Origin of the sequence: Geobacter sp. AOG2, from assembly GCF_019972295.1 — a bacterium.
In the GTDB taxonomy this organism is placed as follows: Bacteria; Desulfobacterota; Desulfuromonadia; order Geobacterales; family Pseudopelobacteraceae; genus Oryzomonas.
This window is the reverse complement of sequence record NZ_BLJA01000001.1, coordinates 2,079,054-2,104,640: the sequence shown is the minus strand read 5'-3', so window position 1 is coordinate 2,104,640 and position 25,587 is coordinate 2,079,054. Positions and strand designations below refer to the sequence as shown.

Annotated in this window: 22 protein-coding genes; 19 read left to right on the top strand and 3 right to left on the bottom strand. The window is 59.1% G+C overall.

The window, feature by feature from the left end; translation table 11 throughout:
- Positions 1-22 precede the first annotated feature (22 nt).
- From era to holA, 14 genes are all read left to right on the top strand, one after another.
- Positions 23-913, top strand: coding sequence for a GTPase Era (gene era / locus LDN12_RS09495; RefSeq protein ID WP_223922434.1), 891 nt, complete (start codon positions 23-25; stop codon positions 911-913).
- On the top strand, positions 910-2,265 hold the full coding sequence (gene der, locus LDN12_RS09490) for a ribosome biogenesis GTPase Der (protein WP_223922433.1): 1,356 nt from the start codon (positions 910-912) through the stop codon (positions 2,263-2,265). Before era ends, der begins: the two co-directional genes overlap by 4 nt.
- 84 nt (positions 2,266-2,349) lie before the next feature.
- Complete coding sequence (locus LDN12_RS09485) at positions 2,350-3,411, top strand: response regulator (protein ID WP_223922432.1); 1,062 nt, start codon at positions 2,350-2,352, stop codon at positions 3,409-3,411.
- An 82-nt stretch (positions 3,412-3,493) separates the two neighbouring features.
- Positions 3,494-3,877, top strand: coding sequence for a response regulator (locus tag LDN12_RS09480; RefSeq protein ID WP_223922431.1), 384 nt, complete (start codon positions 3,494-3,496; stop codon positions 3,875-3,877).
- A gap of 12 nt (positions 3,878-3,889) precedes the next feature.
- Positions 3,890-5,995 (top strand): chemotaxis protein CheA, encoded by a 2,106-nt coding sequence (locus LDN12_RS09475; protein WP_223922430.1) that lies wholly within the window; start codon positions 3,890-3,892, stop codon positions 5,993-5,995.
- Between the two features lie 4 nt (positions 5,996-5,999).
- Entirely contained in the window at positions 6,000-6,800 is an 801-nt protein-coding gene (locus tag LDN12_RS09470; RefSeq protein WP_223922429.1) for an ExeA family protein, read from the top strand.
- Between the two features lie 15 nt (positions 6,801-6,815).
- Positions 6,816-7,568 carry a chemotaxis protein CheW gene (locus LDN12_RS09465; RefSeq protein WP_223922428.1) on the top strand — a complete coding sequence of 251 codons (753 nt, stop codon included), beginning with the start codon at positions 6,816-6,818 and terminating at the stop codon, positions 7,566-7,568.
- A gap of 65 nt (positions 7,569-7,633) precedes the next feature.
- Positions 7,634-8,098, top strand: a complete 465-nt coding sequence (locus LDN12_RS09460) for a chemotaxis protein CheW (protein WP_223922427.1) — start codon at positions 7,634-7,636, stop codon at positions 8,096-8,098.
- Positions 8,091-10,103, top strand: a complete 2,013-nt coding sequence (locus tag LDN12_RS09455) for a HEAT repeat domain-containing protein (RefSeq protein ID WP_223922426.1) — start codon at positions 8,091-8,093, stop codon at positions 10,101-10,103. Before LDN12_RS09460 ends, LDN12_RS09455 begins: the two co-directional genes overlap by 8 nt.
- Positions 10,100-10,978 (top strand): protein-glutamate O-methyltransferase CheR, encoded by an 879-nt coding sequence (locus LDN12_RS09450; RefSeq protein WP_223922425.1) that lies wholly within the window; start codon positions 10,100-10,102, stop codon positions 10,976-10,978. Before LDN12_RS09455 ends, LDN12_RS09450 begins: the two co-directional genes overlap by 4 nt.
- Positions 10,975-12,036: a chemotaxis response regulator protein-glutamate methylesterase gene (locus tag LDN12_RS09445; protein WP_223922424.1), complete on the top strand. Its 1,062-nt coding sequence runs from the start codon at positions 10,975-10,977 to the stop codon at positions 12,034-12,036. The genes LDN12_RS09450 and LDN12_RS09445 overlap by 4 nt, the downstream gene beginning before the upstream one ends.
- Before the next feature lie 265 nt (positions 12,037-12,301).
- The gene (gene leuS / locus LDN12_RS09440; RefSeq protein WP_223922423.1) at positions 12,302-14,773 is read left to right on the top strand and encodes a leucine--tRNA ligase; all 2,472 of its coding nucleotides are present in this window, start codon (positions 12,302-12,304) and stop codon (positions 14,771-14,773) included.
- A gap of 11 nt (positions 14,774-14,784) precedes the next feature.
- Positions 14,785-15,312, top strand: coding sequence for an LPS assembly lipoprotein LptE (gene lptE, locus LDN12_RS09435; RefSeq protein WP_223922422.1), 528 nt, complete (start codon positions 14,785-14,787; stop codon positions 15,310-15,312).
- A gap of 2 nt (positions 15,313-15,314) precedes the next feature.
- Entirely contained in the window at positions 15,315-16,319 is a 1,005-nt protein-coding gene (gene holA / locus LDN12_RS09430; RefSeq protein WP_223922421.1) for a DNA polymerase III subunit delta, read from the top strand.
- 182 nt (positions 16,320-16,501) lie between these two features.
- Here the strand turns inward: holA and rpsT are convergent, their stop codons facing one another.
- The 3 genes from rpsT to purM all read right to left on the bottom strand — a co-directional run bounded on the left by rpsT (position 16,502) and on the right by purM (position 18,526).
- Positions 16,502-16,765 carry a 30S ribosomal protein S20 gene (gene rpsT / locus LDN12_RS09425; RefSeq protein WP_223922420.1) on the bottom strand — a complete coding sequence of 88 codons (264 nt, stop codon included), beginning with the start codon at positions 16,763-16,765 and terminating at the stop codon, positions 16,502-16,504.
- 88 nt (positions 16,766-16,853) lie between these two features.
- Complete coding sequence (purN, locus tag LDN12_RS09420; protein WP_223922419.1) at positions 16,854-17,474, bottom strand: phosphoribosylglycinamide formyltransferase; 621 nt, start codon at positions 17,472-17,474, stop codon at positions 16,854-16,856.
- On the bottom strand, positions 17,474-18,526 hold the full coding sequence (gene purM, locus LDN12_RS09415) for a phosphoribosylformylglycinamidine cyclo-ligase (protein WP_223922418.1): 1,053 nt from the start codon (positions 18,524-18,526) through the stop codon (positions 17,474-17,476). Before purM ends, purN begins: the two co-directional genes overlap by 1 nt.
- A gap of 176 nt (positions 18,527-18,702) precedes the next feature.
- Between purM and pilB the strand changes: the two genes are divergently transcribed.
- Genes pilB through LDN12_RS09390 form a run of 5 tightly spaced genes read left to right on the top strand, consistent with a single transcriptional unit; the run spans position 18,703 to position 25,573 of the window.
- On the top strand, positions 18,703-20,409 hold the full coding sequence (gene pilB, locus LDN12_RS09410; protein ID WP_223922417.1) for a type IV-A pilus assembly ATPase PilB: 1,707 nt from the start codon (positions 18,703-18,705) through the stop codon (positions 20,407-20,409).
- A gap of 14 nt (positions 20,410-20,423) precedes the next feature.
- Positions 20,424-21,527 carry a type IV pilus twitching motility protein PilT gene (locus tag LDN12_RS09405; RefSeq protein WP_223922416.1) on the top strand — a complete coding sequence of 368 codons (1,104 nt, stop codon included), beginning with the start codon at positions 20,424-20,426 and terminating at the stop codon, positions 21,525-21,527.
- Positions 21,528-21,546: 19 nt separating this feature from the next.
- A complete protein-coding gene (locus tag LDN12_RS09400) occupies positions 21,547-22,764 on the top strand; it encodes a type II secretion system F family protein (RefSeq protein ID WP_223922415.1) in 1,218 nt (405 codons plus the stop codon).
- Positions 22,765-22,767: 3 nt separating this feature from the next.
- The gene (locus LDN12_RS09395) at positions 22,768-24,405 is read left to right on the top strand and encodes a nitrogen regulation protein NR(II) (RefSeq protein ID WP_223922414.1); all 1,638 of its coding nucleotides are present in this window, start codon (positions 22,768-22,770) and stop codon (positions 24,403-24,405) included.
- A 1-nt stretch (position 24,406) separates the two neighbouring features.
- The gene (locus LDN12_RS09390) at positions 24,407-25,573 is read left to right on the top strand and encodes an ABC transporter permease (protein ID WP_223922413.1); all 1,167 of its coding nucleotides are present in this window, start codon (positions 24,407-24,409) and stop codon (positions 25,571-25,573) included.
- Positions 25,574-25,587 lie beyond the last annotated feature (14 nt).

Genomic DNA, 25,587 nt, shown 5'->3' with positions numbered 1-25,587 from the left:
TGAAAGAGTGTGATCCAATTATATGAAAAACAAAGAATTTAAATCAGGGTTTGTCTCCATTGTCGGCCGCCCGAACGTGGGCAAATCCACGCTGTTGAACCGTATCCTCGGTGAGAAGATCGTGGCGGTTTCGGATAAGCCGCAGACGACCCGCACCATTATTCGCGGTATCCTCTCCGATGAAACGAGCCAGATCGTCTTCGTGGACACGCCCGGCATTCATGCCGCCAGAAGCCGTATGAACCGGGCCATGGTGGATGCCGCCTACGGGGCTATTTCGGGTATCGACCTGCTCCTCCTGGTGGTGGACGCCACGGCGCCGCGGGACGACGTCTTTATACGGGACGTGGCAACCAAGGCCGGAGCCCCGGTGTTCCTGGTGCTGAACAAGGTTGACCTGGTCGAGCCCAAGGAACGGCTCCTGGAACTGATCGCCTCTCTATCGCGCCTGCACCCCTTTGCCGAGGTGGTGCCGATCTCGGCCCAGGCCGGCAGTAACGTGGAGCGCCTGGTGACGGTGATTCGCGAACGGCTCCCTGAGGGGGTGCCCTATTTTCCCGACGACATACTCACCGATCAGCCGGAAAAGGTCATCTGCGCCGAGCTGGTGCGGGAAAAGGTTTTTCGCCTGACCGGCGAAGAAGTACCCTATGCCACGGCAGTTATGGTGGATTCCTTCAAGGAGCGGGAGAACGGCGTGGTCGCCATCAGCGCCACCATCCTGGTGGAGCGGGAAGGGCAGAAGGGGATCGTCATCGGTAAAAAGGGCGCCATGCTCAAAAAAATCGGCCAGACGGCCCGGGGCGATATCGAACGCCTTCTGGGCACCAGGGTGTATCTGGAATTGTTCGTCAAGGTGCAGGAGCGCTGGACGGAGCGGACGGCCGTTCTGAGAGAGTTGGGATACGAATGAAACCTATTGTAGCCATCGTCGGCCGTCCCAATGTGGGCAAATCCACCCTGTTCAACCGTCTGTTGGGGCATCGCCGCGCCATTGTGGACGATATGCCCGGCGTGACCCGCGACCGCAACTACGCCACCATCAACCGTTTTGAAAAGCCGTTCATCCTGATCGACACCGGCGGCTTCGAGCCGGTGACCGAGGACCGCCTGTTGCAGCAGATGCGGGAACAGTCCCGCCTGGCAATGGAGGAGGCCGACGTCATCATCTTCCTGATGGACGCCCGGAGCGGCCTGACCCCGGCCGATATGGAAGTGGCGGAGATGTTGCGCCGTGTGACGAAGCCGGTCTTCTACGTGGTCAACAAGGTGGACGGCGAAAAGATCGAGAACGAGTCGGCCGAGTTCTATTCTCTCGGCGTGGAGCGTCTCCATACCATTTCGGCCGAGCATAATCGCGGCGTCATCGACCTCATGGAGGAACTGCTGGAGGTGTTTCCCCCGGCGGATACCAGCGTGGCCGACGACGAGATCACCCGGATCGCCGTGGTGGGGCGCCCCAACGTGGGTAAATCCTCCCTGGTCAACCGCCTGCTCGGCTTCGAGCGGATGGTGGCCAACCCCACCGCCGGTACGACCCGCGATTCGGTGGACACCCTCTTTACCTGCAACAAGAAGTCCTACCTGCTGATCGATACCGCCGGTATCCGGCGCAAGGGCAAAACCACCGAGAAGTTGGAGAAATACAGCGTGGTGGACTCCCTGCGCAGCATCGAGCGGGCCGACGTGGTCCTGGTTGTCCTCGACGCGGAGGAAGGGGTGACGGAACAGGATGAGCGCATCGCCGGTTATGTGCATGAAGCCGGCAGGGGGTGCGTCTTCGTGGTGAACAAATGGGATACCCTGGAGAAGGACAACAGCACCCTGGGCGTCTATGTGGATAAGGTCAGGACCGGCTTCAAGTACCTGGCATACGCGCCGATCGTCTTCGTATCGGCCAAGACCGGCCAGCGCATCGGCAAGATCATGACCACCGTGGACGACGTCATGGGACAGTACATACACCGGGTGACCACCTCGGACCTGAACCGGGTTTTTTCCGAAGCCACGGATGCCCACCATGCCCCCCTGGCTCACGGCCGCCGCGTAAAGTTCTACTTTGCCACCCAGGTCGGCACCCGCCCTCCCTCTTTTGTCATCTTTACCAATCAGCCGGAAAGCATCCATTTTTCCTATGAGCGCTATCTGGTTAACCGATTCAGGGAGGCCTTCGGTTTCGACGGGGTGCCGATACGGATCATCTTCAGGGGGCGCGAGAAAAACGGCGCCTCCCGCCGCCCCTTGGCCAGGCGCGAGCGGCGGTGATAAAGGCTTTACTTTGTCGACGGTGATAGTTTACTATTTTAGCCGATTTTTTACCTCTTTTGCACACGGGCGGGGCATTTCCGTATGAGTCTTGTCGGAAATCTTGAAGAGCTTGGTTTGGGCGAGATCCTCCAGTTGATCGGCCTCAGCCGGAAAACCGGGGTGCTGTCCCTCCACAGCAGCGGGCGTGAAGGTTCGGTCGTCTTCAAGCAAGGGCTGGTGGTGAAGGCCCTTTCCTCAACCTCGCGCATGGGCCTGGGGGAAGTGCTCATCCGGAAAGGCGTCATTGATCAGGAGACTCTGCGCAACGCTCTTGCGTTCCAGGAGGAAGCCGGTTTTTGCGAATATTTGGGGGTAATTCTCTCCAGGCGCTTCGCCGTTGCCCGCGAGACCATCGAAGTGGTGGTCCGGGAGCGGATCGAACAGGTTGTCTTGTCGCTGTTCGGCTGGACTGAGGGTACGTTCGACTTTGAGGCCCGGGACGATATCGAGACCATTGACGGCGGTATTGTCGATCCGTTGCAGTTCATGCTTTCCAAGGGGCTTAATCCGCAGTTCCTGGCCATGGAAGGGACCCGGATCGCCGCCGGGAGCGGCTCCGCCGTGGAAACGGACCGCAGCGGCGACGGCGAAGCGGACGAGGTGGAGATTGCCTTCGACCTCTCCGACGTGGTGACCTCGCTGGACGACGTACCTGAAGAGGCGGTCGCCCGGCCGCTGGTGATCGTCGACGATGACGGCACGACATTGCGGAGTTTGTCGGAGATGTTGCGGGAGAGCGGCTACGAGGTTCATGCCATGACCAGCAGCGAAGATACGTTGATCATGGTTGACAACCTCTACCGTGGCGGACAGCTTCCCACGGTCCTTCTGGATCTGATCATGCCCCGGATGGACGGCTCGGGTGTCCTTGGCGGGATCGAATTGCTGGAGCTCCTGCATAACAATTTCAAGGATATCGCCATCCTGGTGATGACGGACTACCACCACGCGGACGCGGAGAAGAAGATCGGCGACATGGGCTATCGCTGTGTTCTGAAACCCCACCGTGCCGACTGTTCTTCACCGGAAAACCTGCGGGCGTTTCTGCCGTTGATCCTGGATGAAATCCGCCGTTCCGAGGCGGAGGGCGCGGCCCGCGGATAAGGGAAAACGACGGGGAGGGGTGTGCGGAAGCCAACCCCGGCCAAGAGTCAATGATGACGTCATATTCAAAAAGGTGTCTCGGGTGAACAAAAAGACCATACTGATAACGGACGATTCAACGGCCTTGCGGGCCATGCTGGTGTCTATCATAGAATCCCTGGGCGATTTTCGCATCGTCGAGGCCGCCAATGGTTTCGAGGCCTTGCGCCTTCTTCCGCGGGAACGTGTGGACCTGATCTTCACGGACATCAACATGCCCGACATCAACGGGCTTGAACTCATCAGCTACCTGCGCAACAATGACAATTACCGGCATATTCCGGTCATTATCATCTCCACCGAAGGACGCCAGAGCGATATTGAAAAAGGCAAACTGCTCGGCGCCAATGAGTATATCGTTAAACCGTTTGTGTGTTCTGACCTGAAGAATATCATCGTGAAGTATCTGGATGATCGCCAAGGATGACGGACAGCCCGCATGACTGACAACAATCCGCTCACGAACAAGGCCGTACGGGATTTTTTGGCCGAAGCCGAGGAAATTGTCGAACACCTCGGTTCGGAGTTGGCCGATCTTGCCGATCTGGCCGATGGCGGGGATATCGATCCCGACCTGCTGAATTCCATCTTCCGGGGGGCGCATTCCCTGAAAGGTTTGGCAGGCATGTTCGGATTTTCGGGGATCTCCGAATTGTCCCACAACCTGGAGAATCTTCTGGATTGGCTTCGGCTCGGCAAGCTCAAGCTCGACGCCGGCGTCATTGCGATACTGCTCGAATCCCACGATGTTTTGTTTTCCCTGGTGCGGGGCCTGTCCGAGGGGAAGGGTGGCGAGCTTGACGAGAATATCCAGGCATGCGCGGCCAGGATCAACGCCTGCCTGGAAGAACCCTCTCCCGGTGCGGAGCACGCTTCCCCCCTGAATACGCTGGGGCTTTCCGAACAGGTGCTGAAATCACTCACGGAATACGAGGAACACCGGCTGCTGGAGAATCTCTCCAAGGGCAAGAACATCTACAGCGTCCATGCCTCCCTCGACCTGGCGACCTTTGACCTGGAACTGGCGAAGATTTCCGATGCGATCAAGACCTGCGGCGAAATCATCAGCACCCTGCCCAGCATGAGCAGCAACCTGGATTCCAACATCGATTTCGATATCCTGGCCGGTTCCTCCCTGGGGTTCGATGAGTTCTCCCAGGCCACACGGCATGACAATGTGACTCTGACGCTCCTGAGCGGGGGGAGGCAACCGGCCGCCGCGCCGGAGGCTGCAGCGTCGGGTGGCGCCCGTCCCGTTCCCGAAAGCCCGCAAGAGGAAGAGCGTTCCGCAGCACCGGCCGCGCAGGCCCCGGTGCCGGACAATCACGGCGCCGGGGCGGCGCCCCTGTCCGCCAAGAGCATCAGTCGCACGGTCCGCGTGGATATCGGAAAGCTCGACGAGTTGATGAACATCGTCGGAGAGCTTGTCCTGGCCCATTCCTCGATCGCCACCCTGGCGGAGCGTCTGCGGAGCGAGCGTTTTTCCCAGATGGCCGTCGAACTCGGCAAGTCCGCCAAGGTGCTGGAGCGCAAACTGACCGACCTGCAGAAGGGGGTCATGGATATTCGCATGATCCCGGTCGGGCAACTCTATGAGAAAATGTCCCGCATTGTCCGCACCATCTCCCGCGAACAGAACAAAAAGGTGGAACTGCTCTTTTACGGAGCGGATACGGAACTGGACAAACTGATCGTGGAAGACATCTCCGACCCGATGATGCACATCATCAGGAATGCCATCGATCACGGGATCGAGAGCCCGGAAAAGCGCCTGGCGGCGGGTAAGGATGAAAAAGGCGTCATCAAGATCTCGTCCTACCAGAAGGGAAACCATGTCGTCATCGAGGTTGAGGACGACGGCGGCGGCATAGATATCGGGAAGGTGAAGGCCCGGGCGCTTCAGAGAGGCTTCGTGCAGGATCCGGATGCCGTCTCCGACAAGGAGGCGCTTGAATTTATCTTCCTTCCCGGCTTCTCCACGACCGATCAGGTGAGCGAGGTTTCGGGGCGCGGCGTCGGCATGGACGTGGTCAGGAACAATATCGCCGCTATTTCGGGGATGGTCGATATAGAGACCACGCAAGGTTCGGGTACCCGCTTCATCATCACCCTGCCGATCACCCTTGCCATCATCAAATCCCTGATCATATCCTGCGCCGACCGAACCTATGCCCTGCCCGTGACGTCGGTGCTGGAATCCCTGATCCTGACCGGTAACGATATCAAGACCGTGGAGCGGCGTGAGGTCACGCAACTGAGGGATTCCACCCTGCCGCTCATCAGGCTTGAGGAGTTTCTCTGCCTGAGCCGCCGCTCGGAGCGTCCCGACGAGTTCTACGTGGTGGTGGTCGGGGTCGCCGAAAAACGGCTGGGAATTATCGTCGACGCGCTCCTCGGCCAACAGGACATCGTCATCAAGTCCCTCGGCGAAGGCTTCAGGCGTTTTCCCGGCATCGCCGGAGCAGCCGATCTCGGGGACCAGCGCACGATCCTGGTGCTGGATGTGGGTGGCATGATCAACGATACCATGAGGTCCGGGAGCTAAGGTCATGTACAAAGCCTTTTTCGGGTTCCGGGAAAAACCGTTCAGCAAGACGCCCGATCCCAGTTTTCTTTTTCTCAGTTCAGGGCATGAAGAGGCCTTGGCCCGCCTGGAGTTCGTTCTGGAAGAACGCGAAATGGCCGTTCTTACCGGCGAGATCGGCTGCGGCAAGACGACGCTCTCGCGGGCGCTGATGGACCGGTTGGGGGAAGGCTATCGTTTTTGCTTTATCGTCAATCCCCGCTTGACCGGCCTGGAATTCCTGCGGACCACGGCGCGCCTGCTCGACGTCGAGGCCCCGGCGACCCGGAAGGACGAACTGCTGGAACAGATCAACACGGTTGTTTATCAGAGCTATCAGAAAGGCATCTGCCCGGTCATCGTGGTCGATGAAGCCCAGATGATCTCCGATGCCGAGGTCTTCGACGAAATCCGGCTGCTGACCAATTTCCAGCTGGATGACCGCAATCTTTTGGCGGTCATTGTCATGGGACAGCCGGAATTGCGTCCCATGCTGGCTTTGCCCCGTTTCGAACCCCTGCGGCAGCGGATCGCCCTCAATTACCACCTTGAGCCGTTGACGCTGGAAGAGACCATGGAATATCTGGATTTCAGGCTGGAAAAGGCGGGCGGCATGCCCGGATTATTCACCCCCGATGCCGTCCAGAAGATCTTTGAATTGACCGGCGGCGTACCGCGCAAGATCAACTCCATCGCCACCAATGCCCTGCTGGTCGCCTACGGCAACGACGCCGCGTTGATCGACTCGGCCGTTATCGACGAGATTAAAGACGAACTGATGATGTAGAGGATTCCGGCACGAATGAACCTGGCAAAGATACGGCAAAAAATCCGGAACACACTGGCGCCCCGGCAGACTGTCGAGGCCGAACTCCCCGAACAGGCCGCGCCGGTGGCTCAGCCCGCGTCGCGGGACGACTCCGCGGCTTCTCCCGTCGTTGCCGCCGGTCGCCCTTCGCCTGCCGGCGCGGCGGCCGCACCGGTCCCCGAGAGCCGTCAGGAAACGCCGTCGCGCCGGGCCAGGAACATGGAGCCGCTCGAGATCATCCTGGCGGGGCGGGCGGCGGCCGGATGCGACGACGACCTGCCGCTGGCGTCGGAAGGCACGGTGGCCGAAGAGATCGAAGAGTACGAGGAAATTCTCTGTTTCCGGATATCCGACGAGATCTACGGCATCAACATCATGGAACTCAAGGAGATCATCAAGCCCCGGGAAGCGACCGAGGTCCCCCGTACCCCTCCGTTCATCATGGGAGTGATTTCGTTGCGGGGTATCATTATTCCGATCTTAAACATGCGCGAGCGTCTTGGCCTTTGCCGGGAAGAACAAAGCGGACGTGAGCGCATCGTGATCGTGAAGCGTGGCGACGGGTTCACCGGTCTCCTGGTGGATGAGGTCATCAAGGTCGTGCGTATCGGAAAAGAGGGTCGCGAACCGGCGCCGGCGGTTCTCGAGGGGATCGACCGCGATTTCGTCGGCGGGATCGGCCGTACCGCCACCATGATGATTATCCTGCTTAACGTGGGGAACATAACCGATATCAACCTGTCCTGAGCCGTACCCGGCCTGCGGCCGCTGCGGACCATGATCGCTGGCATGACGGAGCCGCCCGATAGATTATGAAGAATGACGTGCAAAATATTCAACTGGCCTGTTTCAGCCTGGGAGATAGACTCTTTGCGGTGGATATCATGCGCATCAAGGAGATCATTCTGCCGCAGAAACTTACCGGTCTGCCCAGGGAATCCGAACTGCTGGAAGGGGTCATCAGTCTCCGCGGCGCCGTGATTCCGGTCATGGACATGCGCAGTCGTTTCAGCATGCAGAAGGCGGTTGAGCGTATTCCGGGCAAGCTCCTGATCGTTTCCCTCCAGCGGCAGATGCTGGCCCTGGCCGTGGACGACGTTCTGGAGGTCATCACCGTCCCGGTCGGCGAGATCAAACCCGCTCCCGATGTCCTCGAAGGGGTCGGGATGGAATACATACTGGGGATCTGCTTTTCCGGCGAGCGGATGTTCATGATCCTCGACATCGATTCTCTATTCTGTCCCTCCGATGGTCAACAGGAGCCTGTGCGTGGATAATCCGGAAAAGGTGCGTAACGCCCTCAAATCTCCCGACGAAGAGCTGCGCCGCTCCGTCATCGATTCCCTGCGCGGCCAGGACCTGGGCGACGTGTGCGAGTTCATCTTTACCGCCATGGGGGACGACAGTTGGCGGGTGCGCAAGGAAGCGGTCAATGTCTTTGTGGCGGCGGGGCCTTCCGGAGATTTTATTACGGCGCTTCTGGAACTGTTGCGTGATGAAGACAATGCCGGATTGAGAAATTCCGCCGCCGAGGCGGTTATCATGCTGGGTATGCAGGCGTCCCGGCAGTTGAAAGCGCTTGCCGGCGATACCGACCCCGGCGTCCGGAAGTTTGCTCTCGACATGATGGGCGGCATTGGGAACGCAGAGTTTGTCCCGGTACTGCTTGCCGCCCTCCATGACCCCGATGTGAACGTTTCCGCCGCTGCGGCCGAACACCTGGGCACCATCGGCGATACGGGAGCCGTACCGGAACTGCTCGCGGCAATCGTTACCCACGAGGAGGTTTTTTTCCGGTTCAGCGCCCTGTCTGCCTTGGGGAAGCTGGGTATCCCCGCACCGGTACCTGAGGAAATCAAACAGCTCGTCGGGCAGGAGATCTTCAGCAAGGTCATTTACGACTGCCTCGGGAGCATCGGCGACCACACGGCAGCGCCCATCCTGCTTGAGGGGTTCCTTGCCGGCCGGAAGAGCGCCCGGTGCGCAGCCGTGAAGGCCTTCAACCGCATTTTGCAGCGGTGCGCCCCCCCGGAGCGTCGGGAGCTTTCGGACTCTTTGCGGCGCTTGTCGGGCAGCGAGGTTGTACCGGCCTTCATTGCGTTATTGGACGTGGAGGGGAAGGATAACGCCCTGGCGGAAGCGGTGACGAACCTGCTCGGGGTTATCGGCGACGCGCGGGCCGCCGTACCGCTTTTGGCACCTTACCTTACGGAACGGCTTTCAAGCCTGGCGTTGAACGCCCTGGCCGCCATAGGTCCCGCCGGGATGGACGCTTTGCGCGGGTTCTATCCGCATGCCGATGAAAAATTGTGCGGGGCCATGTGCACGCTGTTCGGAGAGCTGGGGTATCAAGCGGGGGACGGCCTGATCCGCGAGGCGTTGCACGATCCTTCGCCGCTGGTGCGCCGGGCCGCGGTGAAGGCCGCCGGCCAGCGGGGATTGTCGGACTGCATCCCGGAGATCATCGGACTGCTCGGCGAGGCGGACAGTGAATTCAGGGGAGCGATCATCTCCAGTCTTCAGATCCTGGCCAGGAAGGACAGCGTCCCTGTCAGGGCGGTCGCGTGCCGATTGGCCGATTCCGAACAGCCGCAGCATCGTCGCGATTCCGCGTTGCTCTTTGCAACACTCAGCGACGGGGGCTACCTGTCACGGCTCGTCAAGGACGAGGACCCTTCCGTCCGTCAGGCTTCGGTGGCTGCGATCGGAAAACTTCAGATTTCGTCCCTGCAGGGCATTTTGCAAATTGCCCTGGTGGATGAAACCCCGGATGTGCGCATGGTGGCCGCCGAGGCCTTGGGGGAATTGGGGAACGCCGAGGCGGTCGCCCCGCTTATGCTGGCATTGCGTGATGACGATTCGCGGGTACAATGCGCCGCCCTGAAGAGTATTGCCCGTCTGGCCCCTGAGGAGGTCCTCAAGGTGGTCCGCACGCTGCTTCCCACGGCCAGAGGGTTGCTCACGATCACCTGCCTTGAGGTCCTCGCATCGTTGGGGAACGACGCTGCCCTGGGGTTGGTGGAGACGGTCCTCACGAACGGCGATGAAGAGCTGGTGAAGTTGGCCCTCAACATCCTGTCACGTCACGATGGCGAGCGTATCGTGCGGAATGCCGAACGGCTTCTTGCCCATCCTTACGCGGGTATCAGATATGATACGGCGGTGGCCCTGGCGGCGCTTCCCGGCCAAAAAACCCGGGCGGCCCTGAAGGCTGCCTTGAAGAAAGAAGAAAACAATCTTGTCAGGGACCTGATGAAACGCCTGGTAAAGGGGTTCGCATGACCTTGTCCCTGGAACCCGGGCAGCCCATGGCCGATGATGAGTTCCGAAACATACGGGACAGCATCTACAGTCATTGCGGCATTTATTTCGACGACGACTCCAAATACCTTCTGGAGAAGCGCCTGGCCCGCCGTCTGTCCGCCCTGAACCTGAATAATTACCGTGAATATTATCACTTTCTGAAATACGACCGGAACAAGGACCAGGAAATGATGGACATCATGGATGTCCTCACGACCAACGAAACCTATTTCTTCCGGGAATCGTTCCAGCTTGCCGCCTTTACAGATGAGATCATCCCGGAACTCATGAGCGTCAAGTCCGGCCGGGGCGATCGCACGTTGCGCATCTGGAGCGCCGGTTGTTCCACGGGTGAAGAACCGTATACCATAGCCATGCTGCTCAAGGACATACCCGGCCTGCGAGGTTGGAAAATCGAGATCATCGGCACCGACATCAGCCAGCGGGTCCTCCAGCATGCACGGCGCGGCGTTTATACCAAAGCATCGTTCCGGGTAACCGAGGATAGCTATATCAAGCGTTTTTTTTACGAGTGCGACGGCGGGCTCAAGGTAACGGACGACATCAGGGAAATGGTCACCATCAGCCATCTCAACCTCTTCGACAAGACGCGGATGATGATGCTCGGCAAGATGGACCTCATCTTTTGCCGCAATGTGATCATCTATTTCGACCTGGCCGCCAAGAAAAGGGTCGTCGAAGATTTTCACCGATCCCTCAATGACGGAGGTTTTCTGCTTTTGGGACATTCCGAGTCACTCATGAACGTCACCACGCTTTTTACCTTGCGCCACTTCAAAAACGACATGATCTATCAGAAGCCGGAACGTGCCGCATTGGGGGGTGGCCCATGAAAAAGCTCAAGGTGCTTGTCGTCGACGACTCGGCCTTTAGCCGGCGCACCATAACCAGGATGCTCGAAGGGCTTGACTGTGTCGAGGTGATCGGCTATGCCACGAACGGCGAGGAAGGGATACACAAGGTGGCGACCCTCAAGCCGGACCTTGTCACCCTCGACCTCGAAATGCCGAAGATGGACGGTTTTACGCTTCTCCGTATCCTGACGGTGCGTTATTCGACCCCGGTGATCGTCGTCAGCGCCCTGAACAGTGCCGACAAGGTCTTCAAGGCGCTGGAACTGGGAGCCCTCGATTTTGTGGCCAAGCCGTCCAGCGGTGCGTCGAACGATTTGCTGCTCATCAGGGAAGACCTTCAGCAGAAGGTGCTCCAGATCGTCAGCCTGGAGCCCCAGAGATTTAAACAACCGCACCTGCAACCACCTGAAAGGGGGCACGACGCTCCCCGTGGAGCGGCCGTCATGCCGGCCGGCCAATCGCCTTTCGACCTGGTCGCCATTGGCGCTTCAACCGGAGGTCCGCCGGCGCTGCAATTTTTCTTCTCCGCGTTCGAGAGGTCATACCCCTTCGCCATGGTGGTAGCGCAGCACATGCCGTCCGGTTTCACCCATGCCTTTGCCGAGCGCTTGAACCGGGTCTCGAAGTTCGATATAAAAGAGGCCGAGGATGGGGATCTTGTGTTGCCGGGAAAAGTGCTGATAGCCCCCGGCGGAATGAACCTCGTGCTGGAGTTGCAGGACGGCCGGGTCGCGGCCCGGGTCGTTCCCCCCACGAGCGCCGACCGTTACGTGCCGTCGGTGGATGTCATGCTTGAGTCCTGTGCCGCGGTCTACAGGAAGCGCATGATTGCCGTAATCCTGACCGGCATGGGAAATGACGGCACCAAGGGCGTCCGGAGCGTGAAAGACGCGGGCGGATTCGTGATCGCCGAATCCGATGAAACAGCCGTCGTTTACGGGATGCCCCGCGAGGCGGTCGCCACCGGCCTTGTGGACCGGATTGCGCCCATGCAGCTCGTACACCGGGAGATTTTGGCGAAAGGCGCATTTTCGTGACCATCCCGCGTCCCGTGTAATCTCTTCAAGTGTTTAAGTTTGGCCGCAGAGACGCAGCGGAAATCAAAACCTGCCACGGAGGCACAGGGACACGGAGAAAACCATGAGTAAGGCAAGAAAGAACAAAGATACATGATGACGGTTTTCTGAAAATAGTTTCTCGCTTTTCTCTGCGGACCTCTGTGTCTCTGTGGCAGATGTCGGCCTTCACGGTTGCAAAAGCTTTTTGCGGGTTTAATCCAATTGTCCAGAAAGGAATAAGATTGTGGAACTGAAGTACATCCCCAAGGATATCGAACAGAAATGGCAGCGTTGCTGGGAGGAAGCGGCATCCTTTGCCGTCACCGAAGACCAGGATAAGAAAAAGTACTATTTGCTGGAGATGTTTCCCTATCCCTCCGGCAGGATTCATATGGGTCACGTGCGCAACTATTCCATCGGCGACGTGGTCGGCAGGTTCAAGAAGATGCGCGGTTTCAACGTGCTGCACCCCATGGGATGGGACGCCTTCGGGATGCCGGCGGAGAACGCCGCCATCCAGAACAAGAGCCATCCGGCCAAGTGGACCTACGAGAATATCGACTACATGCGCGGCCAACTCAAGAAGATGGGGCTTTCCTACGACTGGAGCCGCGAACTTGCGACCTGCGACGTGGAATATTACCGTTGGGAGCAGAAGATTTTCCTGGAGATGCTCGACCGCGGGCTGGCGTACAAAAAGACCTCCTTTGTCAACTGGTGCCCCAAATGCGAGACCGTCCTGGCCAACGAACAGGTCGAGGACGGCGCCTGTTGGCGTTGCGACAGCGAAGTGAAGCAGAAGGAGCTGGATCAGTGGTTCTTCCGCATCACCGATTATGCCGAGGAGCTCCTGGACTGGACCTTCAAGCTTCCCGGGTGGCCGGAACGGGTACTGGTCATGCAGCGCAACTGGATCGGCAAGAGCATCGGCTGCGAGATCGATTTCCCCCTGGAAGACGGCAGCGGTGCCGTACGGGTCTTCACGACCCGTCAGGATACGGTTTTCGGCGCCACCTTCATGTCCCTGGCCCCCGAACATCCCATGGCCCAGCAGGTGACCACCCCGGACAGGAAGGCCGAGGTCGATGCCTTTATCGAAAAGGTCAAGAAAACCGACCGCATCAAGCGGACCGCCGAAGATTTTGAAAAAGAGGGGGTCTTCACCGGCTCGTACTGCGTCAATCCGCTTACCAAGGCCCGCATGCCGGTATATCTGGCCAACTTCGTCCTGACCGATTACGGGACCGGCGCGGTCATGGCGGTTCCGACCCACGACCAGCGCGATTTTGAATTCGCCCGCAAATATTCACTGCCGCTTCAGGTCGTGATCCAGCCGGAAGGCGAGCATCTCGATGCCGCCACCATGCCGGCCGCCTTTACCGAGGTCGGAATACTCGTCAACTCGGGCAGGTTCGACGGCCTGAAGAGCGATGCCGCCAAAGAGGCCATCGCCGATTATCTGGAACAGGAGGGGATCGGCAAGAAGACGGTCAATTTCCGCTTGCGCGATTGGGGCATCTCCCGTCAGCGCTACTGGGGCAACCCCATCCCGGTCATCTACTGCGACAGTTGCGGCGTGGTGCCGGTTCCGGAAAAGGACCTGCCGGTACGGCTGCCCATGGACGTGGAGTTCAGCGGGGAAGGCGGCAGCCCGCTGGCCAAGCTGGAGTCCTTCGTCAACTGCACCTGTCCCCTGTGCGGCAAGCCGGCGCGCCGCGAAACCGACACCATGGACACCTTTGTCGAGTCGTCCTGGTATTTCCTGCGCTATTGCTGCCCCGACTTCCAGGACGGCCCTCTGGACCGCAAGCGGGTGGATTACTGGATGTCCGTTGACCAGTATATCGGCGGGATCGAGCATGCGGTCCTGCATCTTCTGTATGCCCGCTTCTTTACCAAGGTGTTGCGCGACCTGGGCTATATCTCCTGCGACGAGCCCTTCTCCAACCTGCTGACCCAGGGCATGGTCATCAAGGACGGCGCCAAGATGAGCAAGTCCAAGGGCAACGTGGTCGATCCCAACGCCCTTATCGAGCGTTACGGCGCCGATACGGCCCGCCTGTTTTCCCTGTTCGCGGCGCCGCCGGAAAAGGACCTGGACTGGAGCGACCAGGGGGTGGACGGCTCGTACCGTTTCATCAACCGCGTGTGGAAACTGGTCCATGACCGTCTCGAACTCGTCAAAAACGCCGCTGCGCCGGACCTGGCGGCGCTTACGGCGGAGGAGCGCACCCTGCGCCGCGCCGTGCACAAGACCATCAAGAAGGTGACCGAGGATATCGAAGAGCGGTTCCATTTCAATACCGCCATCGCTTCGGTCATGGAACTGCTCAACACGCTTCAGCCCTCGGATCTCTCGACGCCCCAGTACGGGGCCGTCATGAAAGAGGCCCTGGAAGCCACGGTGCTGCTGCTGGCCCCGTTCGTCCCGCACGTGAGCGAGGAGTTGTGGCAGCGTCTCGGGAACACCACGCCCCTTTCCCGCACCGCCTGGCCGGAGTACGACCGGGATGCGGTGGTCGACGAAGAGGTGCTGGTTGTCGTCCAGGTCAACGGCAAGCTCCGCTCCCGGGTTACAGTGCCCGCGGGGACCGGCGAGGAGCAACTCAAGGCCAGCGCCCTGGCGGATGAGAAGGTGCTGCCCTTCCTTGAGGGGAAACAGGTGCGCAAGGTCGTCTGCGTGCCGGGCAAACTGGTCAACATCGTGGTGGGGTAGGGGAGAAGGATATGTCTTTCGTGGGATTCCGCCGCTTCACGCTTCTTCTGTTCTGCTGCCTGTCGTTTGTTGCGGGGTGCGGCTACCGCTTTGCCGGAACGGCCGAAAACAGGATCACAACGGGTCAGTCCCTGTGGGTGGCGTTTATTGGCAACGAGACGATCAGTCCAACGGCGCAGACGGTGATCCGGCGGGCGCTGTACGAGGAATGCCACGCCATGCGGGGGCTCTATCCGGCGGGCAAGGAGTCCGAGGCCGACCTCAGGATACGGGGCAAGCTGACCTCCTATACCCTCAAGGCGATCTCGTATTCCGCGATCGACCGGGTAAAGGAGTACCGTCTGCTGATCTCCGTCGATCTGGAATTGCTCCGCAAAGGCGGGGCCGCACCAGTCTGGAAAGGGACCGTCCAGGCAGGGCAGGATTTCCCCGCATCCACCGACCTGGCGCTCCAGCATAATGCCGAAGAGAGCGCCCTCCAGGCCGCCTCCAGCACCCTGGCCCGCAACTTTCTCGAGTTAGTGGAACAGGCCTACTGACCATGACCGCCCAAGAGTTTGAAACGGCCATAGGCAAGGGGACCATACCGCCGCTCTGCTATCTGTACGGAGAGGAAACGTTCCTGGTCGAACGCAGCGTCCGCCAGTTGCTGGAGCGGGCCATCGATCCTTCGCTCAAGGATTTCAACTTCAACGTCTTCTACGGCAACGAAACCAAAGGGGTCGAAATCCTCGACGCCGCCCAGACCCTGCCCATGTTCGCCGAGCGGCGGGCCGTGCTGGTGAAGCGCGCGGATGCGCTCAAGGCGGATGTCCTGGACAGCCTGCTGCCCTATGTGCGCAATCCCGCGGCCACGACCTGCCTCGTGTTCACCGGCGCCAAGGTCGACCAGCGCAAGAAATTCTTCCAGGAACTCAAGAAGCTGGGCTGCCTGGTGGAGTTCAAGCGGCTCTACGACAACAAGTTGAGCGGTTTTATCCAGAGCGAGGCGGTGGCCCACGGGAAGGCGATCGACCCGGCCGGCGCCGGGTTACTGTCCCAGTTGATCGGCAACAACCTTCAGGAACTGGCGTCCCAGATCGAGAAACTCGCCGTGTACTGCGCCGCGCGGCCGCGGATAACCGTGGAGGACGTGCGCACCATCGCCAGCAGCAGCAAGGCCTTTACCGCCTTCGAGCTTGCCCGTTTTGCCGGTATGCGCGACCTGCAAAACGCCCTGAAGAGCCTGGGGGCTCTCTTTCGCAACGGCGAGGATGCACCGCTCATGATCGGCGCCCTGACGCGGCATTTCCGGCAATTGTGGCGGATCAGGGAGTTACTGGATCGCAAGGTGCCCCAGGCCGATATCGGCCGCGAACTGAACATCCACACGTTTTTCCTGGGGGAGTTGGTCCAGCAGGCGAAAAACTTCTCGCGGGGGGAATTGGGAAAGCTGTTTGAAGAGCTCTATCGCTGCGACGTGGCGTCCAAAACCGGGGGAGGGCAACCCGCAACCCTGATGCAGGGTCTTGTGGTCGGCATCTGCACGGCGTCGTTGGCGCCGTAATGCGAATCTGTAGATACTGATACGGCAGGACCACGAAGGCTCAAGGGAAAAGAGCGGATTTCAAGTCGTTTTTCATTGTGGAGCCCAGTGCCGTTGCGGCAAAGGCTTGCTCAGAACACGACATAAAAAAGGGAACCCCCATCGCATGGGAGTTCCCTTTCGTTTGTTATGTCGCGAGCGTCTTAGCCCAGGGTATTGACGAGCTTGGTCAGGCGCGATACGTTTCTGGAGGCGTTGGAGCTATGGATGACGCCTTTGGAGGCGGAAGCGTCGATGACCGGGATGGCGGCCTTCAGGGCAGCGGCGGCGGCTTCCTTGTCATTGGCCTCGACGGCCTCGCGCACCCGCTTGATATATGTCTTCAACGTTGAGGATACATGCCGGTTGCGGGCATTCCTCTTGGCGTTCTGTTTGATCCTTTTGATTGCCGATTTATGATGTGCCAAACTGCACCTCCGTATGATTCTTTCTGCGTGAAATGTCTAAATTGAAGCTAGTTTACTAACACCAGTCAGGTAGCGTTGTCAAGAAAAATTATGGTGACACCCGCACCCGCCTGCCGTCCACGCAAATCTTCCCTGCGCAGAAGAGGCGCACGGCCTCGGGGTAGATGCGGTGTTCCTCTTGCTGGATGCGGGCCGCGAGGGTCTCTTCGCTGTCGTTTTCAAAAACGGGGACGACCGCCTGGAGGATGATGGGGCCGGTATCGGTCCCGCGGTCCACGAAATGGACCGTGCAGCCGGCGAAGCGAACGCCGTAGTCAAGGGCCTGTTTCTGGGCGTGGAGTCCCGGAAAAGCGGGCAAAAGGGCGGGATGGATATTCATGATGGCGTGGGGGAACGCATCGACCATCACATCGGTGAGTATCCGCATGAAGCCCGCCAGTACGATCAATTGCACATCGTGGTTCCGCAGGATTGCGACCAGGGCGGCATCGTAGTCCCGGCGGTCGGCGTAAGCGCCGCTCTCGTGGACGATGGTCGGAATGCCGTATTGTTCCGCACGTTTCAGGGCAAAGGCGTCTCGTTTGTTGCTGACGACACAGGCGATGCGGCCATTGATCTCGTGAGACTCGATATGGTCGATAAAGGCCTGCAGGTTGGTGCCGTTTCCCGACACCAGTACCGCCAGCCTGACAGGAACGGCGTCGGCCATTACCCCTCCACCAGCTCGACGCACTCGCTGCCTTCCGCGCAGGTGGCGATGTCGCCGATGATCCAGGCTTGTTCGCCAAGGCCCTTGAGGCGGTAGACGATATCTTCGGATTCCTGTTCCGACACGGCCACGACCATGCCGATCCCCATGTTGAACGTGCGGTACATCTCGTTGCGTTCAACGTTGCCGGCCGCACGCAGGATGTCGAAAAGCGGCTGCCGTTCCCAGCGGTTCAGATGGATGGAGGCCTTGCATCCCTTGGGCAGGATACGGGGAATGTTCTCCAGGAGCCCGCCGCCCGTAATATGGGCGATGCCGTTGATACTGAAATCCTTGAGCAGGTTCATGATGGAGCGGGTATAGATGCGTGTCGGCGTAAGCAGCTCTTCGCCGACGGTCCGGCCGGTGTCGGCCAGTTGGGAGTCGAGGTTCAGCCCCATGCACTCGAAGATGAGCTTGCGTGCCAGCGAATAGCCGTTGCTGTGGAGGCCGCTGGAGGCGATGCCGATCAGGTGGTTGCCCACCGCAATGCCCGAGCCGTCGATGATGTTGTCACGTTCCACCACCCCTACGGCAAAACCGGCGACATCGTATTCGCCGTCGGCGTAGAAGCCCGGCATTTCGGCTGTTTCGCCGCCGATCAGGGCGCAGCCGGACTGTTTGCAGCCTTCGGCGATCCCTTTAACGATGTCCGCCGCTTTTTCGGGAAGGAGCCGGCCGGTTGCCAGGTAATCGAGAAAAAAGAGCGGCTCGGCCCCCTGAACGATAATATCGTTGACGCACATGGCCACCAGGTCGATTCCGACGGTGTCATGACGGTCGGCCATGAAGGCTATTTTGAGCTTGGTGCCGACCCCGTCGGTCCCGGACACCAGCACCGGATTTTTGTATTTGGCCGTATTCAATGAAAACAGGCCGCCGAAACCGCCGATATCCGCCATGACCTCGGGCCGGGACGTTGCCTTGACAAACGGCTTGATCATGTTGACAAAACTGTTGCCGGCTGCGATGTCGACCCCGGCATCCTTATAGGTAATCCTTTGTTCGCTCAAGCTATCCACCTCCTTAGATGAGAAACTTTTGTAAAACACGGGCCGTGAAATGTCAATTTCAAACTGCCGAAAGCCGCTTGGTCCCGCCCCGGAGCGGCCTCTGCCAGCCAACAACAACTTGACAATAGGGGGGACTCCGCATAATATCTGAGGACGCTAACGTTGGCGGGGGGTCTATGCAGTCAAGCCGGCTGGGAGAAATCCTGGTAAAAAATAATCTGATCACCAAAGAGCAGCTTGCCAAGGCGCTTGAGGAGCAGAAACTTTCCGGCGGCCAGATGCGCCTCGGCACGATTCTCATCAAGCAAAATGCCATCAGCGATCAAAACCTTACCTCGTTTCTCTCCAAACAATACGGCGTTCCCGCAGTAAACCTGTCCGATTACGACATAGACCCGGCAGTCATCAAGGTCATTCCCCAGGAAGTTGTCCAGAAATACCAGCTTATACCGGTGAACCGCGCGGGCGCCACATTGATCGTCGCGGTCAGCGACCCTTCGAACCTGTTCGCCATCGAAGATATCAAGTTCATGACCGGCTACAACGTGGAGATGGTGGTCGCGTCGGAAATGGACATCAAGACCGCCATCGACAAGCACTACGACCAGTCCGCATCGCTGGCCGATGTCATGGGCGATATGGATTTCGAGGATGTGGAAGTCGTCGGCGACACCGACGACGTCGATGTCAACTCCCTGGAGAAGGCCACCGAGGACGCCCCGGTCGTCAAGATGGTCAATGCCATCCTGCAGGACGCCATCAGGAAAAAAGCCAGCGATATTCACATAGAACCCTATGAAAAAGTGTTCCGCGTCCGCTATCGCATCGATGGCGTGCTCTACGAGGTGATGAAGCCGCCGCTCAAGCTGAAAAACGCCATTACCTCACGCATCAAGATCATGTCGGAACTGGATATCGCCGAGCGGCGCCTGCCCCAGGACGGACGCATCAAGATCAAGCTGGGCGGCGGAAAGGACATGGATTTCCGCGTTTCGGTGCTGCCGACGCTGTTCGGCGAGAAGATCTGCCTGCGGCTTCTGGACAAGAGCAATCTGCAAACCGACCTGACCAAGCTGGGGTACGAACCGGAGGCTCTGTCGCACTTTCTGCGCGAGATCCACAAGCCGTTCGGAATGGTGCTGGTCACCGGTCCCACCGGGAGCGGGAAAACGGTTTCCCTCTATTCGGCCCTTGCCGAACTCAACAAGGTTTCGGAGAATATCTCCACCGCCGAAGACCCGGTCGAATTCAACTTCGCCGGGATCAACCAGGTGCAGATGCACGAGGATATCGGCCTCAACTTCGCAGCAGCCCTGCGCTCGTTTCTGCGGCAGGACCCCGACATCATCATGATCGGCGAGATCCGCGATTTCGAGACCGCCGAAATAGCCACCAAAGCCGCCTTGACCGGGCACCTGGTGCTTTCCACCCTGCACACCAACGACGCCCCGGCCACCATCAACCGCCTGCTCAATATGGGCATCGAGCCGTTTCTGGTGGCGTCCGCCGTCAACCTGATCACGGCCCAGCGTCTTGCCCGCCGGGTCTGCGCCGAATGCAAGGAGCCTGAAGACATCCCGGTCCAGGCGCTGATCGACGCCGGCGTCTCCCCCGACGAGGCCCCCTCCTTTGTCTGCATGCGCGGCAAGGGGTGTTCCGTCTGCAACAGTACCGGCTACAAGGGGCGGGTCGGCTTTTATCAGGTGATGCCCATGCTGGACGAAATCCGCGAATTGATCCTGAATGGCGCCAATACGGCCGAGATCAAGCGTGAATCGATGCGGTTGGGCATCAAGACCATGCGCCAATCAGGGCTTACCAAGCTCAAGGAGGGGGTTACCTCCTTCGAAGAGGTTCTGCGGGTTACGGTTGCCGATGACTAGAAAGGACGGGCTCAATGGTTAATCTGCACCAGCTGCTGAAAATTCTTGTGGAAAGCAATGGTTCCGACCTGCACATCACCACCAACACCGCGCCCCAGATCCGGGTCGACGGCAAGCTGACGCCGCTTGACTTTCCGCCGTTGAACCAGATCGAAACCAAACAACTCTGTTATAGTGTCCTGACCGATGCCCAGAAACACAAATTTGAAGAGGACAACGAACTGGACCTCTCTTTCGGGGTCAAGGGACTTTCCCGTTTCAGGGGCAACGTATTCGTCCAGCGCGGCGCCGTGGCCGGGGTATTCAGGGTTATTCCCTACCGGATCCTGACGTTCGAAGAGCTTGGGCTGCCCCCCATAGTCTCCGAGCTGGCGGCCAAGTCCCGGGGACTGATCCTGGTGACCGGGCCGACCGGCAGCGGCAAATCCACAACGCTGGCCTCCATAATCGACTACATCAATATAAACCGTCGTGAGCACATCGTCACCATCGAGGACCCGATCGAGTACCTGCACCCACACAAAGGGTGTCTCGTCAACCAGCGCGAGGTGGGGGCCGACACCAAGGGGTTTAAAAATGCCCTCAAATACGTACTGCGCCAGGACCCTGACGTCGTACTGGTCGGGGAATTGCGCGATCTTGAAACCATCGAGGCGGCACTGACCCTGTCGGAAACCGGCCACCTCTGTCTGGCCACCTTGCATACCAACTCCTGCGTCCAGACCATCAACCGGATCGTGGACGTGTTTCCTCCCTATCAGCAAACCCAGATACGGGCGCAGCTTTCCTTTGTACTGGAAGGCGTCCTGTCCCAAGCGCTGATCCCGAGAATGAATTCGCGGGGACGTGCGCTGTCCCTGGAAATCATGGTCCCCAATGCCGCCATTCGCAACCTTATCCGTGAGGACAAGGTTCACCAGATCTACTCCCAGATGCAGGTGGGACAGGAAAAATTCGGCATGCAGACCATGAATCAATCGCTCCTGTCCCTGTACCAGAAACGGATGATATCTTTGGAAGAGGCCCTTGGGCGTTCACAGGACCCGGAAGAGCTCAAACAGATGATCAGCAACCCCTCTGCCGGCCTGAACATGCAGAGACGGCCGCCTGCGCACTAAAAGCGAGGAGTATCGGACAATGCCAAAATTTTCATGGGAAGCGCGCACCAGAACCGGTGGAGTGCAAAAAGGCGTCATCGAGGCCGCAAATGCCAATGTCGTTGAAGCCCAACTGAAAAAGTACGGTTTCACCAATATCAGCATCAGTGAACAGGCCAAGGCCCTTTCCTTCAAACTTCCCAAATTAGGCGGCGGGGGCAAGATCGAAACCAAGGATCTGGTCGTTTTCACCCGCCAGTTTGCCACCATGATCGATTCGGGCCTGCCGTTGGTCCAATGCCTTGAGATCCTTGCCAGCCAGCAGGAGAACAAGACCTTCAAGGACATACTCTACAAGGTCAAGGAAAGCGTGGAAAGCGGTTCCACGTTTGCCGACGCCCTCGGCAAACATCCCAAGGCCTTTGACCAGCTCTACGTGAACCTGGTGGCCGCCGGCGAGGTCGGCGGTATCCTCGACACCATCCTGAACCGTCTGGCGGCCTATATTGAAAAGGCCATGAAACTGAAGAAACAGATCAAGGGCGCCATGGTCTATCCGCTGACCATCATGTCCATCGCGGTTGTGGTCGTCGGGGTCATCCTCATCTTCGTCATCCCGACCTTCGCCAAGATGTTCGCCGACTTTGGCGGCGACCTGCCGGCACCGACCAAGTTCGTCATCGCCCTGAGCAATTTTCTGCTGAAGTATATCATCGTCATCATTGCCGTCTTTTTCGGTATTGTCACCGCCATCAAGAAATACTACGCCACCCCCGGCGGCCGCAAAAAGATCGACCGCATGGCGCTCAAGGCGCCGGTTGTCGGACCGCTGATCAGAAAGGTCGCCGTTGCGAAATTCACCAGGACCCTGGGGACGATGGTCAGTTCCGGCGTACCGATCATGGACGGTCTTGACATCGTGGCCAGAACCGCCGGCAACAAGATCGTCGAAGAGGCCATCTACGGCGTGCGCCAGGCCATCTCCGAGGGCAAGACCATGGCCGAGCCGCTGGCCTCCTGCGGCGTTTTCCCGCCTATGGTCGTCCAGATGATTGCCGTCGGCGAGGCCACCGGCGCCATGGACGCAATGCTGACCAAGATCGCCGATTTCTACGATGACGAGGTGGATGACGCCGTGTCGGCCATGACTGCCATGATGGAGCCGTTGTTGATGGTGTTCCTGGGCACGACCGTCGGCGGTCTGGTTGTCGCCATGTACCTGCCGATCTTCAAACTGGCGGGGGCCGTCGGCGGGTAAACCATGGGGCTTGAACGAAAACTCAGGCTTTTCATCTATGCCAGGATCGTGGTGTCGTTCCTGTTCCTGGCTTCTACCATACTGCTGAGTTACCGGGATCTTACCCTGGCCGATGAACACCTTCAGAGCGGTTTGATCCGCCTGATGGCGTTTTCGTTCCTGTTCTCGCTGTGCTGTCTGCTGTTTCTCCGGTTTCGGAGATTCCATTCTTTCATCGCCTACCTCCAGACGATTTGGGATCTGCTCTTCGTAACGGTTCTTCTGCTGTTTACCAACGGCATACTCAGTCCCTATTCGTTCCTCTACCTTCTTTCCATCATGAGCGCCGGTCTGTTGCTGGGAGGCCGGGAAGCGCTTTACACGGCGTCCCTCTGTACCATACTGTACGGTTCCATCGCCGATCTGCAGTATTTCGGCCTGCTGTCCGGGATCGGCCTCAGCCAGTCCGACGCCCAGCAGCTTGGCGCAACGCATATTTTCTACACAATCTTTTTGAACCTGATGGGTTTCTACCTGACAGCGCTCATCACCGGCTTTCTTTCGGCGCGGGCACGGGAAAGCGAGGAAGCCCTTCGGGAGAAAACCGTCAATTATGACGAACTGGAACGTTTAAGCACGGGCATCGTGTCGAATCTGGAGAGCGGTTTACTCACCATAACCCCGACCGGCAGGATCAGGGTGTTCAACCATTACGCCGAAATGGTTACCGGCATGACGCAGGCAGATGCCTATAACACCCTGCTTGTGGATGTCTTCCCGGCGCTTGCGGGCATTACGGAAAACATGGATGCCAGGATGGATGGGGAATTCGACTTTCCACTGAAGAACGGCGAGCAGATGACCCTCGGCTATAACGCCGTACCGTTCACCGACAGCCAGGGGGTACAGGCCGGCGCCATTGTCAACTTCAAGGATCTCACCTCCATGAAACGGATGGAGGCGGCCCTCAAGAGGGCGGACCGGCTGGCGGCCCTGGGCGAGATATCCGCACGCATGGCCCACGAGATCCGAAATCCCCTGGCCGCCATGAGCGGCTCGGTCCAGTTGCTGGCCGAGCATGGCTCCATTTCGGAAAACGATCAGCGGCTGTTGAAGATCGTCTTGCGCGAGGCGGCCCGGCTCAATGGCCTGATTACCGATTTTCTTGCCTATGCCCGTCCTTCCTCGCCCTGCAAGGAAAGGTTCGAATTGCGGCCCCTTGTGGACGATATGATTATGTTTCTGGCTTCGGACAGCCATTTCGGCAAGGTTTCCTTTCGTAATCTCGTCGCCGCGCATATACTGATTCAGGCCGACGTCAATCAACTGCGCCAGGTTTTGCTGAACCTGTTCCGCAATGCCGCCGATGCCATGCCTGAGGGAGGGATTGTGGAGGTCGAATCGCGGTTTCAACTCAGCGGCGCCGATGGCTTCCATAAAGTCCCGGCGGCGGTTATTACGGTGACCGACACCGGCTGCGGCATTGACGGCGCTACTGCGGCCCACTTGTTCGAGCCCTTCTGGACCACCAAGACGGACGGTTCCGGCCTCGGTCTGGCCGTTACCTACCGTATTATCGAGGCTCACGGCGGAACCGTCTCTGTTGAATCGCCGCCCGGAAAGGGCTGCCGTTTCACCATCATGCTCCCGGTGACGGATTGAAATGCCGATACCGATTTCCTACAGCTTCCGCAATCTTCTTACCCGCCGCCTGACAACCTTTCTGACGGCAACCGGGATGGCGCTGGTGGTGTTTGTTTTTGCCTCGATCCTGATGCTGTCCGCCGGATTGGAGAAAACGCTGATCGAGACCGGTTCCGACGATAATGTGATCGTCACCCGCAAGGGCGCCAACTCGGAGGTGCAGAGCGGCGTGGAGCGTTCTCAGGCCGCTATCGTCGAGAGCCTTCCCGATATCGCCACCGGAAGTGACGGCGCCCCTCTCGTGGCCAAGGAGATGGTCGTGCTGATCAGCCTCCCCAAGCGCGGCAGCGACAAACCGGCCAATGTAGTCATCAGGGGGGTCGACCAGGCATCGCTCAAGCTGCGGCCCCAGGTCCGGCTGGCGGAGGGGCGCATGCCGCGTCCCGGTTCCGCGGAAATCATGGCGGGCAGGAGTATCGCAGAGCGCTTCAAAGGCGGCGGGATCGGAGAATCGCTCCGTTTCGGCATGCGCGACTGGACGGTGGTCGGCATCTTCGACGCCGGCGCCACCGGTTTCAACTCCGAGATATGGGGAGATTCCATCCAGTTGATGCAGGCCTTCCGGCGGCCGGTGTATTCGTCGGTCACCTTCAGGCTGCGCGACAGTGGCGATTTTACGGCGGTCAAGGCCAAACTGGACGCCGATCCGCGCCTGACGCTGGACGTGCGACGCGAAACCCGTTACTACCGCGACCAGTCCGAAGCCATGGCCAAGTTTCTGCGTATCCTGGGGACATCGTTGACGGTGATCTTCTCCCTGGGGGCCATCATCGGCGCCATGATCACCATGTATGCCGCCGTCGCCAACCGGGTTGGAGAGATCGGCACCCTGCGGGCCATCGGCTTTCATCGCAGCAGCATCCTGGGGGCCTTTCTGATGGAAGCGCTGCTGCTCGGGCTGGTCGGTGGGGTCACCGGTCTTTTCATGGCGTCCTTCATGCAACTTATCACCATCTCGACCATGAATTGGCAGACCTTTTCCGAGCTTGCCTTTTCATTTACCCTCACCTTCGAGATCGTCTATAAATCGTTGCTGTTTTCCTTGTTGATGGGCTTTGTGGGCGGCGTTGTCCCCGCCTTGCGAGCCAGTCGGCTGAATATCGTCGATGCCCTGCGGGAAAGTTGAATCGGAGAAAAGCG

Coding starts and splice junctions, on each gene's coding strand:
- LDN12_RS09460 (WP_223922427.1), top strand. CDS start 7,634: ATGAAGAATGACGTGCAAAATATTCAACTGGCCTGTTTCAGCCTGGGA.
- LDN12_RS09475 (WP_223922430.1), top strand. CDS start 3,890: ATGACTGACAACAATCCGCTCACGAACAAGGCCGTACGGGATTTTTTG.
- era (WP_223922434.1), top strand. CDS start 23: ATGAAAAACAAAGAATTTAAATCAGGGTTTGTCTCCATTGTCGGCCGC.
- LDN12_RS09405 (WP_223922416.1), top strand. CDS start 20,424: ATGGTTAATCTGCACCAGCTGCTGAAAATTCTTGTGGAAAGCAATGGT.
- LDN12_RS09390 (WP_223922413.1), top strand. CDS start 24,407: ATGCCGATACCGATTTCCTACAGCTTCCGCAATCTTCTTACCCGCCGC.
- LDN12_RS09395 (WP_223922414.1), top strand. CDS start 22,768: ATGGGGCTTGAACGAAAACTCAGGCTTTTCATCTATGCCAGGATCGTG.
- LDN12_RS09450 (WP_223922425.1), top strand. CDS start 10,100: ATGACCTTGTCCCTGGAACCCGGGCAGCCCATGGCCGATGATGAGTTC.
- LDN12_RS09485 (WP_223922432.1), top strand. CDS start 2,350: ATGAGTCTTGTCGGAAATCTTGAAGAGCTTGGTTTGGGCGAGATCCTC.
- LDN12_RS09400 (WP_223922415.1), top strand. CDS start 21,547: ATGCCAAAATTTTCATGGGAAGCGCGCACCAGAACCGGTGGAGTGCAA.
- lptE (WP_223922422.1), top strand. CDS start 14,785: ATGTCTTTCGTGGGATTCCGCCGCTTCACGCTTCTTCTGTTCTGCTGC.
- holA (WP_223922421.1), top strand. CDS start 15,315: ATGACCGCCCAAGAGTTTGAAACGGCCATAGGCAAGGGGACCATACCG.
- LDN12_RS09445 (WP_223922424.1), top strand. CDS start 10,975: ATGAAAAAGCTCAAGGTGCTTGTCGTCGACGACTCGGCCTTTAGCCGG.
- LDN12_RS09470 (WP_223922429.1), top strand. CDS start 6,000: ATGTACAAAGCCTTTTTCGGGTTCCGGGAAAAACCGTTCAGCAAGACG.
- der (WP_223922433.1), top strand. CDS start 910: ATGAAACCTATTGTAGCCATCGTCGGCCGTCCCAATGTGGGCAAATCC.
- LDN12_RS09465 (WP_223922428.1), top strand. CDS start 6,816: ATGAACCTGGCAAAGATACGGCAAAAAATCCGGAACACACTGGCGCCC.
- purN (WP_223922419.1), bottom strand. CDS start 17,474: ATGGCCGACGCCGTTCCTGTCAGGCTGGCGGTACTGGTGTCGGGAAAC.
- pilB (WP_223922417.1), top strand. CDS start 18,703: ATGCAGTCAAGCCGGCTGGGAGAAATCCTGGTAAAAAATAATCTGATC.